Genomic DNA, 12681 nt, shown 5'->3' on the forward strand with positions numbered 1-12681 from the left:
GGGCCCCACCGACGACCCGGTGATCCGGGAGCTCCGCGCCCGTGTCGAGACCTGGTCTCGACACGCTCGACCAGCGTGCCGCGTCAGGAGTGGAGGGCGTCGTACTCCGCCTCGGCGGCGACGTCGTCCTCCACGTCCAGGCGCACGTGCGCGAGCAGCACCTGGAGCACCCGCAGCGCGGACGCCGCGCGCTCGCCCCACAGCGAGAAGTACGAGAACTGCCACCACCACAGGGCCTCGAGCTCGTGGCCGCTGTCGAAGTGCTGCAGGCCCTTGGCCAGCGCCTCCGCGACGCACGCGAGGTCGCCCGACAGCGAGGCGGCACCGACGTCCTCGCCCAGCACCGGGTCCACGACCTCGGTGTAGTCGTCGAACCCGTCGAACATCTTGGACAGGGCCTCGCGCAGGGGGTCGAGGTCGGTGTCGGGGCCGGCGTCGGGCTCGTACCGCTCCTTGGGCACGACGTCCACGATCGCGGCGAGCCGCGCCCCGGCGGCCAGCAGGTCGGACGTCGCGAGAACCAGCAGCGAGAGCTCCGCCCCCGGCATCCCTCCGGACGCGACCTGGGTCACCGTCGACAGGAACGTCCGTGCCTGTGCCGACACCTGGTCCGAGACCTCGCTGAGGTCCGAGCCGGGGGTTATCTCACTCATCGTGGTCCCACCTACTTGTCGTTGCCGATGACACGGCGGCCTTCGAACGCGCGGCCGAGCGTCACCTCGTCCGCGTACTCCAAGTCTCCACCCACGGGGAGACCAGAGGCCAGCCGCGAGACAGTGATACCCATGTGGGCCATCAGTCGGGAAAGATAGGTCGCCGTGGCCTCTCCCTCGACGTTCGGGTCGGTGGCGAGGATGACCTCCTGCACCGTCCCGTCCGCCAGCCGGGCCATGAGCTCGCTGATGCGCAGGTCGTCCGGGCCGACGTTATCGATCGGATTGATGGCGCCGCCGAGCACGTGGTAGCGCCCGCGAAACTCCCGGGTGCGCTCGATCGCGACCACGTCCTTGGGCTCCTCGACGACGCAGATCACGTCGTCGCTGCGCCGCGGGTCGAGGCAGATGCGGCAGCGCTCCGCCTCAGCGACGTTGCCGCAGAGCTCGCAGAACCGGACGCGCAGCTTCACCTCGGTCAGCGCGTCGACCAGCCGCTTGACCTCCTGGTTGTCCGTCGCGAGCAGGTGGAACGCGATGCGTTGCGCGCTCTTGGGCCCGACGCCGGGAAGCCGGCCGAGCTCGTCGATCAGGTCTTGGACCGCGCCTTCGTACACAAGAGGTCAGCCTACGGGTCGGCACCGACATCCCCGTGTGTGAGATCGGGAGTAGCCGGTGTGTGAGATCGGGAGTACGTTCCCCCGCGTGACAGGACCCGAGGTGCGGACCGGGAAGTTCCTCACGGCGCAGTGGCGCCGGCTGGTGATGCTCAACTACGAGATCGACCCGACAGTCCTCCGGCCGCTCGTGCCGCGCGGCGTCGAGCTCGACACGTGGGGCGGCCGGCACTTCGTGAGCGTGGTCGGGTTCCAGTTCCTCGACACGCGCCTGCTCGGCGTCCCGGTCCCGTTCCACCGCGACTTCGACGAGATCAACCTGCGGTTCTACGTGCGCCGCCGGGCCGACGACGGCTGGCGGCGCGGCGTCGTCTTCGTCAAGGAGATCGTGCCCCGCAGGGCCCTGGCCACCGTCGCACGCGTCGCCTACGGCGAGAAGTACGTGGCCCGGCCGATGCGGCACCGGATCGACCTCGCCGCCGACCGCGACACGCCGAACGGCGTCGTGGAGTACTCCTGGCGCGACGCCGGGGCGTGGCACCACGTCCGGGCCACCGCCCAGGGCAACGCGCGGCCGCCCGCCGAGGGCTCCCAGGAGCAGTTCATCACCGAGCACTACTGGGGCTACGCCGCGCAGCGGGGCGGCGGCTCGGTCGAGTACCGCGTCGAGCACCCGAGCTGGCACGTCTGGCAGGCCACCGACCCGGGCCTCGAGTGCGACGTCGAGCAGGTCTACGGCCGCCAGTTCGTCGAGAGCCTCGCCGCCGAACCGGTCTCCGCCTTCATCGCCGACGGCTCGCCCGTGACCGTCCGCCGCGGAACGCGGATGTGAGCACGGCCGCGACCGCGGCGTCCTCCTGACCGAGACACCGCCGGGAGATCGGATCGTTTCGCGCACAATGCACCTGTGCCCGAACTCGACCTCCTCACCATCGTCCTGCTCCTCCTCGCAGGCCTCGCCGCCGGGTGGGTCGACGCCGTCGTGGGCGGAGGCGGCCTGATCCAGCTGCCCGCACTCCTGCTCGTCCCCGGCATCAGCCCCGTGCAGGCCCTGGCGACGAACAAGCTCGGCAGCATCATGGGCACCTCCACCAGTGCCATCACCTACTACCGGCGGGTCCAGCCGGACATGCGCACCGCCGGCCCGATGGCGCTCGCGGCGCTGGTCGGCGCGTTCGGCGGCGCGGTCGGTGCCTCACACATCCCGGCCCAGCTCTTCAAGCCGATCATCCTCGTCGTGCTCGTCGGTGTGCTGACCTGGACGCTGCTCAAGCCGAACGTCGGCCAGCACGACAACCTGCGCTGGGTCGGCAACGGGCACAAGCGCATCGCCGCCGTGATCGGCCTGCTCATCGGCGCGTACGACGGGCTGCTCGGGCCCGGCACGGGCACGTTCCTGGTGATCAGCCTGGTGAGCTTCCTCGGGTACTCGTTCCTCCCGGCGTCGGCCATCGCGAAGATCGTCAACTTCGCCACCAACCTGGGCGCGCTGATCTTCTTCGTCCCGAGCGGCGCCGTCATCTGGGCCCTCGGCCTCGGGCTGGGCGTGGCCAACCTGGTCGGCGCCTACATCGGCGCACGGATGGCGGTGGCCAAGGGCTCGAAGTTCGTCCGCATCGTGTTCGTCGTCGTGGTGGGCGCCCTGATCGCCCGCCTGGCCTGGGACGTCTTCGCCGGATAGGGCGCACCGTCCCGCACGGTGAACTTCCGCAGCGCCCGGGATTCCCGCCGTCGTACCATCGATCTGCAAACCCAACCACCCGGCGGGCCGTTGAGACAGACGGAGGCCGGCAACGGAAGGCAGGCGCATGGCTCTTGTCGTGCAGAAGTACGGTGGATCCTCGGTCGGGGACGCGCGCAGCGTGAAGCGCGTCGCGAAGCGGATCGCCGAGGCGAAGCGAGCGGGCAACGACGTAGTGGTCGTGGTGAGCGCCATGGGCGACACCACCGACGAGCTCCTCGACCTCGCACAGCAGATCACCCCGCTCCCGCCCAAGCGGGAGCTCGACATCCTCCTCACCGCCGGCGAGCGCATCTCCATGTCGCTCCTGGCCATGGCGATCACCAACCTGGGCGTGAAGGCCAAGTCCTACACGGGCCAGCAGGCGGGCGTCATCACCGACGCGGTGCACGGCCGGGCACGCATCGTCGACGTCGTGCCCCACCGCATCCGCGAGACGCTGGACAGGGGACAGGTCGCCATCGTGGCCGGCTTCCAGGGCGTCACCGAGTCCACGAACGACGTCACCACCCTCGGCCGCGGCGGCTCCGACACGACGGCCGTGGCGCTCGCGGCCGGCCTGGACGCCGACGTCTGCGAGATCTATACCGACGTCGACGGCGTGTTCACGGCCGACCCGCGCATCGTGCCCGCCGCGCGGAAGATCGACCAGGTCTCCTACGAGGAGATGCTGGAGCTCGCGGCCTGCGGCGCGAAGGTGCTCGCGCTGCGCAGCGTCGAGTACGCGCGCCGGTACAACGTGCGGTTGCACGTCCGCAGCTCGTTCAGCGCCCACGACGGCACGCTCGTGGTCGCGGCAGACAAGATGTCGAAGGAGAACGCCATGGAAGCCCCGATCATCTCCGGTGTCGCGCACGACCGGTCCGAGTCCAAGATCACCGTGATCGGCGTGCCGGACGTCCCCGGCATGGCCGCCCGCATCTTCGAGGTGGTGGCCGGCGCGGGCGCGAACATCGACATGATCGTGCAGAACGTGTCGGCGGCGGCCACGGGCCTCACCGACATCTCGTTCACGCTGCCCGACGGCGACGGCCCGGCCACCATGGCCGCCCTCACCGCCGTGCAGAGCGAGCTGGCCTTCGACTCCCTGCAGTTCGACGACCAGATCGGCAAGCTGTCGCTCGTGGGCGCCGGCATGAAGTCGCACCCGGGTGTCTCGGCGCGGCTCTTCGGCGCCCTGCGGGACGCCGGCATCAACATCGAGATGATCTCGACCTCGGAGATCCGCATCTCGGTGGTCACCCGCGAGGACTCGCTGGACGACGCCGTGCGCGCCGTGCACACCGCGTTCGAGCTCGACGGCGCCGACGGCGAAGCTGTCGTCTACGCGGGAACGGGGCGCTGACATGGTCCAGATCTCCGAGTACGGCGTGAACGTCGCCGTCGTCGGCGCCACCGGCCAGGTGGGCGGCGTGATGCGCCGGCTGCTGCAGGAGCGGGAGTTCCCCGTGGCGTCGGTCCGGTTCTTCGCCTCCGCCCGCTCCGCGGGCACCACCCTGCCGTTCGCCGGGGTGGACGTCCCGGTCGAGGACGTCGCGGCGACCGCAACGGACGACCTCGCCGACATCGACATCGCCGTCTTCTCCGCGGGTGGCGGCACCTCCCGCGAGCACGCGCCGCGGTTCGCCGAGGCGGGCGCCGTCGTCGTCGACAACTCGTCGGCGTGGCGGCGTGACCCCGAGGTCCCGCTCGTCGTGTCCGAGGTCAACCCGGAGGCGATAGCGGACGCCGTCAAGGGCATCATCGCCAACCCGAACTGCACCACGATGGCCGCGATGCCTGTGCTCTCGCCGCTCGCGCAGGCGGCGGGGCTGGAGCGGCTGCGCGTGGCGACCTATCAGGCCGTGTCCGGCTCGGGCCTGGCCGGGGTGGCCGAGCTGGCCGGCCAGGTGCGGGCCGCCGTCGGGCAGGACATCGAGGGGTTGGTGCACGACGGCGGGTCCGTGGACCTGCCCGACCCCAAGGCCTACGTGGCGCCCATCGCGTTCAACGTGCTGCCGTTCGCCGGCAACCTGGTCGACGACGGCTCGGGCGAGACCGACGAGGAGCAGAAGCTCCGCAACGAGTCCCGCAAGATCCTGGGCCTGCCCGACCTGGCCGTGGCAGGCACCTGCGTGCGCGTGCCCGTGTTCACCGGCCACTCGCTGTCGATCCACGCGGAGTTCGCGCGCCCCATCACCCCGGACGAGGCCCGCAAGCTCCTGGCCGACGCCCCCGGCGTGCAGCTCGCCGACGTCCCGACGCCGCTCGCGGCGGCCGGCATCGACCCGTCCCTGGTGGGCCGCATCAGGCAGGACCAGTCCGTACCGGACGGCCGCGGCCTGGTCCTGTTCGTCAGCAACGACAACCTCCGCAAGGGCGCAGCCCTGAACACCATCCAGATCGCCGAGCTGATAGCGGCCGACCTGGCCGAGCTCGCCACCCTGGACGCCGCCGAGGACGCCTGACCCACCCGGCCGCCACGAGGGGCGGGGGAGTGCGTGCATCCACGCACGCTCCCCCGCCCCTCGTTCGCGTCTCTGCACGGCCTTGCGCACCAGGCCGTCGTATGGTTCATTAGTCAAGTAACGAACCAACGAAGGGGGTGAGCCGGTGTTCGACGGACCCGAGCCGATCTACCTCCAGATCGCGCAGATGATCCGCGCGCAGGTGCTCGCCGGTGAGCTGAAGGAGGAGGAGCAGGTCATGTCCACCACACAGTTCGCGACGACGTTCCGCATCAACCCGGCAACCGCACAGAAGGCGTTCGCGGGGCTGGTCGAGGAGGGCGTGCTCTACAAGCGCCGCGGTCTCGGGATGTTCGTCGCGCCGGGCGCCAGGGAGCGCATGCTCGATGACCACCGCAAGAGCTACTTCGAGGAGGTCCTGGCGCCGGCTCTGCAGCAGGCGGACATCCTCGGGATCCCGACCGACGAGGTAGTGGCTTACGTCCTCGGCACGAACGCCAAGCGTCGCAGCGACAAGCCAACCGAGGAGAAGCCATGACGACGACCGCGCCCTTCGGCGCCCGGCTGGATGACGTCGTCGTCCAGTTCGGCAAGAGTCGCAGAGTGCTGCCGAACGGCACCCTGGTCAAGGACGAGGCCAGTACAGCGCTCGACGGAGCCAGCCTCACGATCCGGCCCGGGACCATCACCGGTGTGCTCGGCCGTAACGGTGCGGGCAAGACGACGATGCTCTCGCTGTTGGCGGCGTTCAACCGGCCGACGAGCGGCACCGTCGTCGTCGGGCCCGAGGGCGGCGAGGAGGACCCGTGGGAGAACCCCTGGATCACCTCGGGCACGCAGCTCGTCCGCGAGAGCGGCGACCTGATGAACGAGGAGAAGGTCTCGACCTCGCTCAAGTACTACGCCGACATGCGGCCCGGGTGGAGCGCCGAGACGGCGGAGCGGCTGCTGGACCTGTTCGAGGTCAACGTCCGCAAGCGCCCGTCGGCCTTGTCCCGCGGCAAGCGGTCGGCGGTCGGGGCCACCATCGGCCTGGCCACGCGGGCCCCGCTGACGATCTTCGACGAGGTGTACCTCGGCATGGACGCGCCCACGCGGTACGCATTCTACGACGAGCTCCTCGCCGACTACGCCGCCCACCCGCGGACCATCCTGCTCTCCAGCCACCTGGTGGAGGAGGTCGAGCGGCTGTTCGAGGACGTCGTCGTGATCGATCGCGGGCGGGTGCTCCTGGCGGAGCCTGCCGAGCAGATGCGGGCGCGCGGGTTCAGCCTCACCGGCACCGGGGACGCCGTCGAGCGGATCGCGGGCGGACGCCGGGTCCTGCACCGGCAACAGCTCGGCACGACGGTCCAGGTCACGCTGGAGGGCGCGCTCGGCGAGGCCGAGCTGACCGCGGCCCGGCGGGCCGGGGTCGAGGTCGGTGCCGTGCCGGTCCAGGACCTGTTCGTCCGCCTGACCGACCCGAGGAGCGTGCCGTCATGACGACGACCGGCACGGTCGCCGCAAGCGCCGATCGGGACAGGCTGGTCCGTGACGCCGAGCGACGCGCCGTCCGGGCCGCGGCCGGCGCCACGGTCGGCGTCATCCGCACCATCGGCGGCTGGTACTGGGCGATCTTCGCGGTGGTCGCGGCGACGATCGTCGTGCTCATGACCCGGTACGGCTCGGGGCTCGACGAGGCGGTGCTCGACAGCCAGATGGGCGGATCCTCCCGGTGGGTCGTGCTGGTGCTGGGGCTCGTCGTCCCGGCCGCGTACCTGCGGCTGCACCTCGCCGCCGGCGGCACCCGCGCCACGCTCGTGGCCGGTACCGTCCGCGGCGCGCTGACGGGCGGACTGCTGATCGGCGCGATCACCGCGGTCTACCTGACCGGCGAGCGCGCACTGTTCGCCGCGCTCGACCTGACGTGGACGCGCGAGTTCGGGCCGCCGGCGGACGGCTGGGCGGGCATCGTCCTGACCGTCCTGACCGAGAGCCTCGTCGTCGCCACGTACTACCTGGTAGGAGCCACGATCGCGGCCGGCTACCGCCATCTCGGCGCGGTCCCGGGGTCGCTCTACGTCGTCGTCGCCCTCGTCCCGGCGGCACTCGTGGACCTCGCGACGCACACCGGCGTCACGGCCCTGATCGTCGGCCCGCGGAACCTGCCCGGCGGTGTCGGCGGCGTGCTGCTGGCCCTCGCCGGCGGGCTCGTCACCGTCGCGATGGCCGCCTGGCTGTTCCGCATGCCGCTGCGGACGGTCGCGCTGCGGCCGTCCGCCTGAGGAGGACCCCAGATGTCTGCAACGACCGTCGAGGAGACCGCGATGAGCCGCACCGAGCTCGCCCGAGCCGGCCAGGTGCGTGGCGTCACCGCCGCCGACCGGCGGCTGCGCCGGTCCGGCGCCGTGGTCGGGATCTGGTTCTGGGCGATCTACGCGGTGTACGCGGTCGGGATTACCGTCGGGAACGCGTTCGCGGGCAACGACCTGGAGATCAGCGCACTCGACGCCACGCTCGGCGCGCAGCGCTGGGCGGCGCTCTCGCTCGGCGTCGTCGCCACGACCAGCCTGCTGACCATGCACGTGGCGACGGGTGGCAGCCGCCGGTCCCTGGCCGGGGGAGTGACGCGGTGTGCCCTCGTGCTCGGCGCGGGCTACGGCGTCGTCACGGTGCTCGCCCTGCTGGGTGAACGGCTGCTGAGCGCGTCGCTCGGGATGACGTGGCGCCGGCTCGGCGCCCTGCCGTTCGACTCACCCCTCACGGTGCTCGGCACCGGAGTGGCGGAGGGACTCGTCGTGGCCACCTACATCCTGGTCGGGGCGTGCATCGGGGTGGGCTTCGTGCACGCGCGCGCCTGGGGCGCGCTCCTGGTCGTCCCGCTCGCGCTGCCGGCCGTGGTCGTCGACCTCGCCACCCGGACCGGCGTGGTGGGTACGATCGCCAACGTCGAGCTCCGGCCCGACATCGACCACGCCGAGGTGCCCCCGGCCGACGGCATCGCCATCCTGCTGCTCGGCGTCGGCGGGTCCGTGCTCGCCGTCGTGCTCGCCGCCGTCGTGCTCCACGCCCTGCTCCGCACGGCACCCGTACGACCCCGCTGAACCCTGCTCGGCGTGAAGCCCTTCCGCTGGGAGTGATCTCCCCTACGCTTTTGTCATGAAGCCGTTTCTGCTGCTGGCGACGCGCGGGGAGGACATCGCCGCGGACGGCGAGTATGCGGCGTTCTGCCAGTACGGCGGCCTCGAGCCGGAGCAGCTGCACCGGGTGCGCCTCGAGCGCGACCCCCTGCCGCCGGTGAACCTCGACGACTACTCGGGGGTGCTCGTCGGCGGTGGGCCGTTCAACTCGTCGACGCCGCCGGAGCTGAAGGGCCCGGTGCAGCTCCGCGTCGAGGCGGAGCTCGCGGCGCTGCTCGACGAGATCGTCGCGCGCGACTTCCCGTTCCTGGGCGCCTGCTACGGCGTCGGCACGCTGGGCGCGCACCAGGGCGCGGTGATCGACGGTACGTTCGCCGAGGCGCCGAGCGCGGTCACCGTGGAGCTCACGCCGGACGCGGCGTCGGACCCGCTGCTGGCCGGGGTGCTGCCGACGTTCCCGGCGTACGTGGGGCACAAGGAGGCCGTGCGCAAGCTGCCGGACCACGCGGTGCTGCTCGCGTCGTCGGCCGGCTGCCCGGTGCAGATGTTCCGGATCAAGCAGAACCTGTACGCCACGCAGTTCCACCCCGAGCTGGACGTCCTGGGGATGCAGCAGCGGATAGTCGTCTACCGGGACTACGGCTACTTCCCGAGCGAGGAGGCGGAGCGGCTGCGCGAGCGGGTCGCCATGGTGACGGTCGCAGAGCCGATGCGCATCCTGCGGGCGTTCGTGGAGCGCTACGCCCAGCTGTGACGGACCGCATCCTGGTACCCGGTGGACAGCCGCCGGGGCCGGGGCTACGGTTTGGCCGTGGACATTCGTTGGTATTGGCGCTTTACGTCGGCTCCTGGTGGAGCTCGGCGGGCGCACGCCTGACCAACTTTCCACCCGGAGCCAGGGCCTGGGACGCCGATCGCGTCCAGGCCCTTCGTCTTGACCGAGACGGGCCGCTCCGGACCAGGAGTCGGTGGCGGGCCGTCCGGTTCCTCGAACCAGACCCGCCTACCAGGAGCCCCGATCCCGATGAGCATTACCCCCGCGGAACCCAGCACCGAGGCCTCCGACCTCGGTACCCGCACTTCTGACCTGCGCATTCGCGCTCTCGACCCGCTGCCCGCCCCGAACAGCCTGCTGGCGTCGATGCCGCTCGGCACCGCCCGCAGCGACCTGGTCACGACGTCCCGCCGCGAGGTGCGCGACGTCCTGACCGGCGAGGACGACCGGCTGCTGACGATCGTCGGCCCGTGCTCGGTGCACGACCCGGTCGCCGCGCTCGACTACGCCAACCGGCTCGCCACGCTCCGGCGCGAGCTGTCTGACGACCTGGTCGTCGTCATGCGGGTGTACTTCGAGAAGCCGCGCACCACCGTGGGCTGGAAGGGTCTCATCAACGACCCGCACCTGGACGGCTCGCACGACGTGCGGCACGGCCTGAACCTCGCCCGCGAGGTGCTGCTCGGAGTGCTCGACGCCGGCGTGCCCGCCGGGGCCGAGTTCCTCGAGCCCACCAGCCCGCAGTACATCGCCGACGCCGTGACCTGGGGCGCGATCGGTGCCCGCAACGTGGAGTCGCAGGTGCACCGCCAGCTCGCCTCCGGCCTGTCCATGCCGGTCGGGTTCAAGAACGCCACCGACGGCGACGTCCAGATCGCCGTCGACGGCTGCATCACCGCCGCGAGCGAGCACACCTTCTTCGGGGCCGACGGCGAGGGTCGCGCCGCCGCCGTCGAGACCACCGGCAACCCGGACTGCCACGTCATCCTGCGCGGCGGGCGCTCGGGCCCCAACTACTCGACCGAGGACGTCGCCGACGCCCTGCGCGTGGCGCGCACCTCAGGGCTGGGCGGCGCCGTCGAGAACGGCGTGATCGTGGACGCGAGCCACGGCAACTCGGGCAAGGACCACGTGCGCCAGGCCGGCGTCGTGCACGAGATCGCGAACCGCATCGCCGACGGCGAGCGGGGCATCACGGGCCTCATGATGGAGAGCTTCATCGAGGCCGGCGCGCAGAAGCCGGCTCCGCTGTCCGAGCTCACCTACGGCCAGTCGGTCACCGACAAGTGCATGGACTGGGACACGACGGAGGACCTGCTCCGCGAGCTCGCGAAGGCGGTTCGCGAGCGGCGCGGCTGACCTGACGTCGTCGCAGATCGAGCTCGACAGCGCTGGTCGAGCTCCACATCGCTGGTCGAGCTCCACCTCGCTGGTCGAGCTCCACCTCGCTGGTCGAGCTCCACCTCGCTGGTCGAGCTTGTCGAGACCCCGGTCTCGGCAAGCTCGACCGCCGGGGGCGTTCATGCGGCCGCGCCGCAGCCTGCTTCAGCGATCCGACGGGTTGAGCCGCAACCACAGCTCGGCGCGCTCGACGAGGAGCCCCCGACCGAGCTGCTGATACGCCTCGCACATCAGCTCCACGACCTCGTGCCCGTGACCCGAGAGCGACTTGAGCACGCACAGTGCTGAGGCCGGGAAACCGCGGGCGAGATATCTCCTGGCCACGGGCAGGTACTCCTCGTCGTCCCCGCTGTCGTCGACCTGCACGGTCTCGGGCGCGAACGCGGCAGCTTCGGCGAGCACGCCGATGCCATCACCGGTCGGCTCATACCGCCATCCAGCGGGAACCTCGGGTCTGATCCTCAGGCGCGAGCGGGCTCCCGGCCCGATCGCGGGGGAGCCGACGTCGGGACGCAGGTCGAGAGCGCCGCACACCGCCGCCCAACGTTCGTCCTCGGCGGGCGACGGCAGTCCTTGCCCAGGTCCCCGCTCCGCCCAGTTGGCTATCGCGCCGACGAGAAGGTTCTCCAGAGCTTCTTTCGTGCTGTCGCCGAGCCAGCGCGCCGAGTCCTCGCCGGGGGCGTACGACACGCACGGGTGGTCAGCGGCGTCCAGCTCCGGTGCGAGCACGGCCCATCCGTAGTGCAGCCCGTCCCCGCCGTTCCAGCAGAACGGGAGGATCTCGAGCGGCGGTGAGCTGTACCCCAGCTCTCTGCAGAGTGCCGCCGGATCGTCGCCGGGGACGGGCTCACCAAGAAGGCCGGAATCGATGTCGCCGCAGAAGAGGTCCCCACCCCTGTCCAGCCAGGAGGCGTAGCGCCAGACGTTCGGGTCCCCGGGATCCAGTCCGTCCATGAGGAACTCGGCCAGCGCGGCAAACGTCGCGGGGATCCGAAAGGAGTGGTGCAGCGGGTGCCTCATGGGACACGGATCCTAGTGCCGCGCCTTCTAGGCTCGCGTCCGCATGACTTCTACGCTAGCGACAGCAGACTCTCCAGGCTTGCGTTTGCACGGCACTTCGCCGGCATCGGCTCGCTCACCAGCCCTTTTGCTGGTGGTGGCCGCACTGCGGGCCTAACCTCTGCGCATGACCAGCGTCGATGCGGTGGATCCGGCTGAGGCCACCGAGACAGAGTCGCCGCGCCGGCGCCGCGGGAGCTGGATTCCCGTCACGGTGATCGTGGCGCTGTTCGTCGGCATCGCCGCATGGCAGGGCGTGGCCCGCATCGGTCGGGTCGAGACGGGCTCGTCCACGAGCTCCTTTGGCACGAGCCTCCCGGACTGCCTTCCCTCCGGCGACGACTGGACATTGTTCGGTGGCGACGACGACGTGGTGGTGGCGCATACGGTGCGGAACCCGTCGCCCTGGCCCGTCACGGTGATCAGCACTGACCCAGACGTCTACCGGTTCGAGCCCGTGGGCGACGACCGCCGCCTGGACGACACCAGGTTTGCCAACCGCTCTGCCGACGGTGGTGCCCCCGACGGCACCCAGAGCGCCGTCATCATCCCGCCGGGTCGATCGGTGGCCATGTGGATCGTGAATCCGCAGGGCGACGTGCAATTGGGCAACGACACCTGGCAGGGCTACGAGGGCGCGCCACTAAGGATCCGATCCCTCGGTGTCGAACGCGATGTCAACATGCCGTACCGGGGGACGCTCTGGGTGAGCGGCCGGGAAGACATCGATCGCATGGGCAAGGCCATGCAGGAGGCGTGCGATGCCTGAACGGACTGCCGACCTCGCGGAAGTCCGCTTCGAGAACAACCTCAGGCACTGAATCCTGCTCAAATCGGTGCCTAAGGTTGTTCTCGAAGCGGACCAC

Annotated in this window: 14 protein-coding genes; 11 read left to right on the top strand and 3 right to left on the bottom strand. The window is 70.9% G+C overall.

The window, feature by feature from the left end; all coding sequences use genetic code 11:
- Positions 1-83 precede the first annotated feature (83 nt).
- Together ACFT2C_RS18690 and recR are read right to left on the bottom strand one after the other, a co-directional pair.
- A complete protein-coding gene (locus ACFT2C_RS18690; protein ID WP_377208576.1) occupies positions 84-653 on the bottom strand; it encodes a DUF5063 domain-containing protein in 570 nt (189 codons plus the stop codon).
- A gap of 11 nt (positions 654-664) precedes the next feature.
- On the bottom strand, positions 665-1270 hold the full coding sequence (gene recR / locus ACFT2C_RS18695) for a recombination mediator RecR (protein WP_377208577.1): 606 nt from the start codon (positions 1268-1270) through the stop codon (positions 665-667).
- A gap of 88 nt (positions 1271-1358) precedes the next feature.
- Between recR and ACFT2C_RS18700 the strand changes: the two genes are divergently transcribed.
- The 10 genes from ACFT2C_RS18700 to ACFT2C_RS18745 all read left to right on the top strand — a co-directional run bounded on the left by ACFT2C_RS18700 (position 1359) and on the right by ACFT2C_RS18745 (position 10714).
- Positions 1359-2102, top strand: a complete 744-nt coding sequence (locus ACFT2C_RS18700; RefSeq protein WP_377208578.1) for a YqjF family protein — start codon at positions 1359-1361, stop codon at positions 2100-2102.
- A 75-nt stretch (positions 2103-2177) separates the two neighbouring features.
- Positions 2178-2951: a TSUP family transporter gene (locus tag ACFT2C_RS18705; RefSeq protein WP_377208579.1), complete on the top strand. Its 774-nt coding sequence runs from the start codon at positions 2178-2180 to the stop codon at positions 2949-2951.
- A gap of 127 nt (positions 2952-3078) precedes the next feature.
- Positions 3079-4356 carry an aspartate kinase gene (locus ACFT2C_RS18710; protein WP_377208580.1) on the top strand — a complete coding sequence of 426 codons (1278 nt, stop codon included), beginning with the start codon at positions 3079-3081 and terminating at the stop codon, positions 4354-4356.
- A 1-nt stretch (position 4357) separates the two neighbouring features.
- Complete coding sequence (locus tag ACFT2C_RS18715) at positions 4358-5458, top strand: aspartate-semialdehyde dehydrogenase (protein ID WP_377208581.1); 1101 nt, start codon at positions 4358-4360, stop codon at positions 5456-5458.
- 145 nt (positions 5459-5603) lie between these two features.
- Positions 5604-5996 (top strand): GntR family transcriptional regulator, encoded by a 393-nt coding sequence (locus tag ACFT2C_RS18720; RefSeq protein WP_377208582.1) that lies wholly within the window; start codon positions 5604-5606, stop codon positions 5994-5996.
- Positions 5993-6943 (top strand): ATP-binding cassette domain-containing protein, encoded by a 951-nt coding sequence (locus ACFT2C_RS18725; RefSeq protein WP_377208583.1) that lies wholly within the window; start codon positions 5993-5995, stop codon positions 6941-6943. Before ACFT2C_RS18720 ends, ACFT2C_RS18725 begins: the two co-directional genes overlap by 4 nt.
- Entirely contained in the window at positions 6940-7725 is a 786-nt protein-coding gene (locus tag ACFT2C_RS18730; RefSeq protein WP_377208584.1) for a hypothetical protein, read from the top strand. Before ACFT2C_RS18725 ends, ACFT2C_RS18730 begins: the two co-directional genes overlap by 4 nt.
- A gap of 12 nt (positions 7726-7737) precedes the next feature.
- A complete protein-coding gene (locus tag ACFT2C_RS18735) occupies positions 7738-8544 on the top strand; it encodes a hypothetical protein (protein WP_377208585.1) in 807 nt (268 codons plus the stop codon).
- Positions 8545-8599: 55 nt separating this feature from the next.
- Positions 8600-9334, top strand: a complete 735-nt coding sequence (locus tag ACFT2C_RS18740; protein ID WP_377208586.1) for a glutamine amidotransferase — start codon at positions 8600-8602, stop codon at positions 9332-9334.
- A gap of 270 nt (positions 9335-9604) precedes the next feature.
- Complete coding sequence (locus tag ACFT2C_RS18745) at positions 9605-10714, top strand: 3-deoxy-7-phosphoheptulonate synthase (protein WP_377208587.1); 1110 nt, start codon at positions 9605-9607, stop codon at positions 10712-10714.
- A 186-nt stretch (positions 10715-10900) separates the two neighbouring features.
- On the opposite strand, the gene ACFT2C_RS18750 is transcribed toward ACFT2C_RS18745, so the two are convergent.
- Positions 10901-11776: a hypothetical protein gene (locus tag ACFT2C_RS18750; protein WP_377208588.1), complete on the bottom strand. Its 876-nt coding sequence runs from the start codon at positions 11774-11776 to the stop codon at positions 10901-10903.
- A gap of 166 nt (positions 11777-11942) precedes the next feature.
- Between ACFT2C_RS18750 and ACFT2C_RS18755 the strand changes: the two genes are divergently transcribed.
- Positions 11943-12584: a hypothetical protein gene (locus ACFT2C_RS18755; protein ID WP_377208589.1), complete on the top strand. Its 642-nt coding sequence runs from the start codon at positions 11943-11945 to the stop codon at positions 12582-12584.
- Positions 12585-12681 lie beyond the last annotated feature (97 nt).

It is taken from the genome of Promicromonospora sp. NPDC057138, from assembly GCF_042670845.1.
Classification (GTDB): Bacteria; Actinomycetota; Actinomycetes; order Actinomycetales; family Cellulomonadaceae; genus Promicromonospora.

Excerpts from the sequence above, each read along its gene's own strand:
- ACFT2C_RS18690 (WP_377208576.1), bottom strand. The coding sequence starts at position 653 with ATGAGTGAGATAACCCCCGGCTCGGACCTCAGCGAGGTCTCGGACCAG.
- ACFT2C_RS18710 (WP_377208580.1), top strand. The coding sequence starts at position 3,079 with ATGGCTCTTGTCGTGCAGAAGTACGGTGGATCCTCGGTCGGGGACGCG.
- ACFT2C_RS18715 (WP_377208581.1), top strand. The coding sequence starts at position 4,358 with ATGGTCCAGATCTCCGAGTACGGCGTGAACGTCGCCGTCGTCGGCGCC.
- ACFT2C_RS18725 (WP_377208583.1), top strand. The coding sequence starts at position 5,993 with ATGACGACGACCGCGCCCTTCGGCGCCCGGCTGGATGACGTCGTCGTC.
- ACFT2C_RS18730 (WP_377208584.1), top strand. The coding sequence starts at position 6,940 with ATGACGACGACCGGCACGGTCGCCGCAAGCGCCGATCGGGACAGGCTG.
- ACFT2C_RS18735 (WP_377208585.1), top strand. The coding sequence starts at position 7,738 with ATGTCTGCAACGACCGTCGAGGAGACCGCGATGAGCCGCACCGAGCTC.
- ACFT2C_RS18740 (WP_377208586.1), top strand. The coding sequence starts at position 8,600 with ATGAAGCCGTTTCTGCTGCTGGCGACGCGCGGGGAGGACATCGCCGCG.
- ACFT2C_RS18745 (WP_377208587.1), top strand. The coding sequence starts at position 9,605 with ATGAGCATTACCCCCGCGGAACCCAGCACCGAGGCCTCCGACCTCGGT.
- ACFT2C_RS18750 (WP_377208588.1), bottom strand. The coding sequence starts at position 11,776 with ATGAGGCACCCGCTGCACCACTCCTTTCGGATCCCCGCGACGTTTGCC.
- ACFT2C_RS18755 (WP_377208589.1), top strand. The coding sequence starts at position 11,943 with ATGACCAGCGTCGATGCGGTGGATCCGGCTGAGGCCACCGAGACAGAG.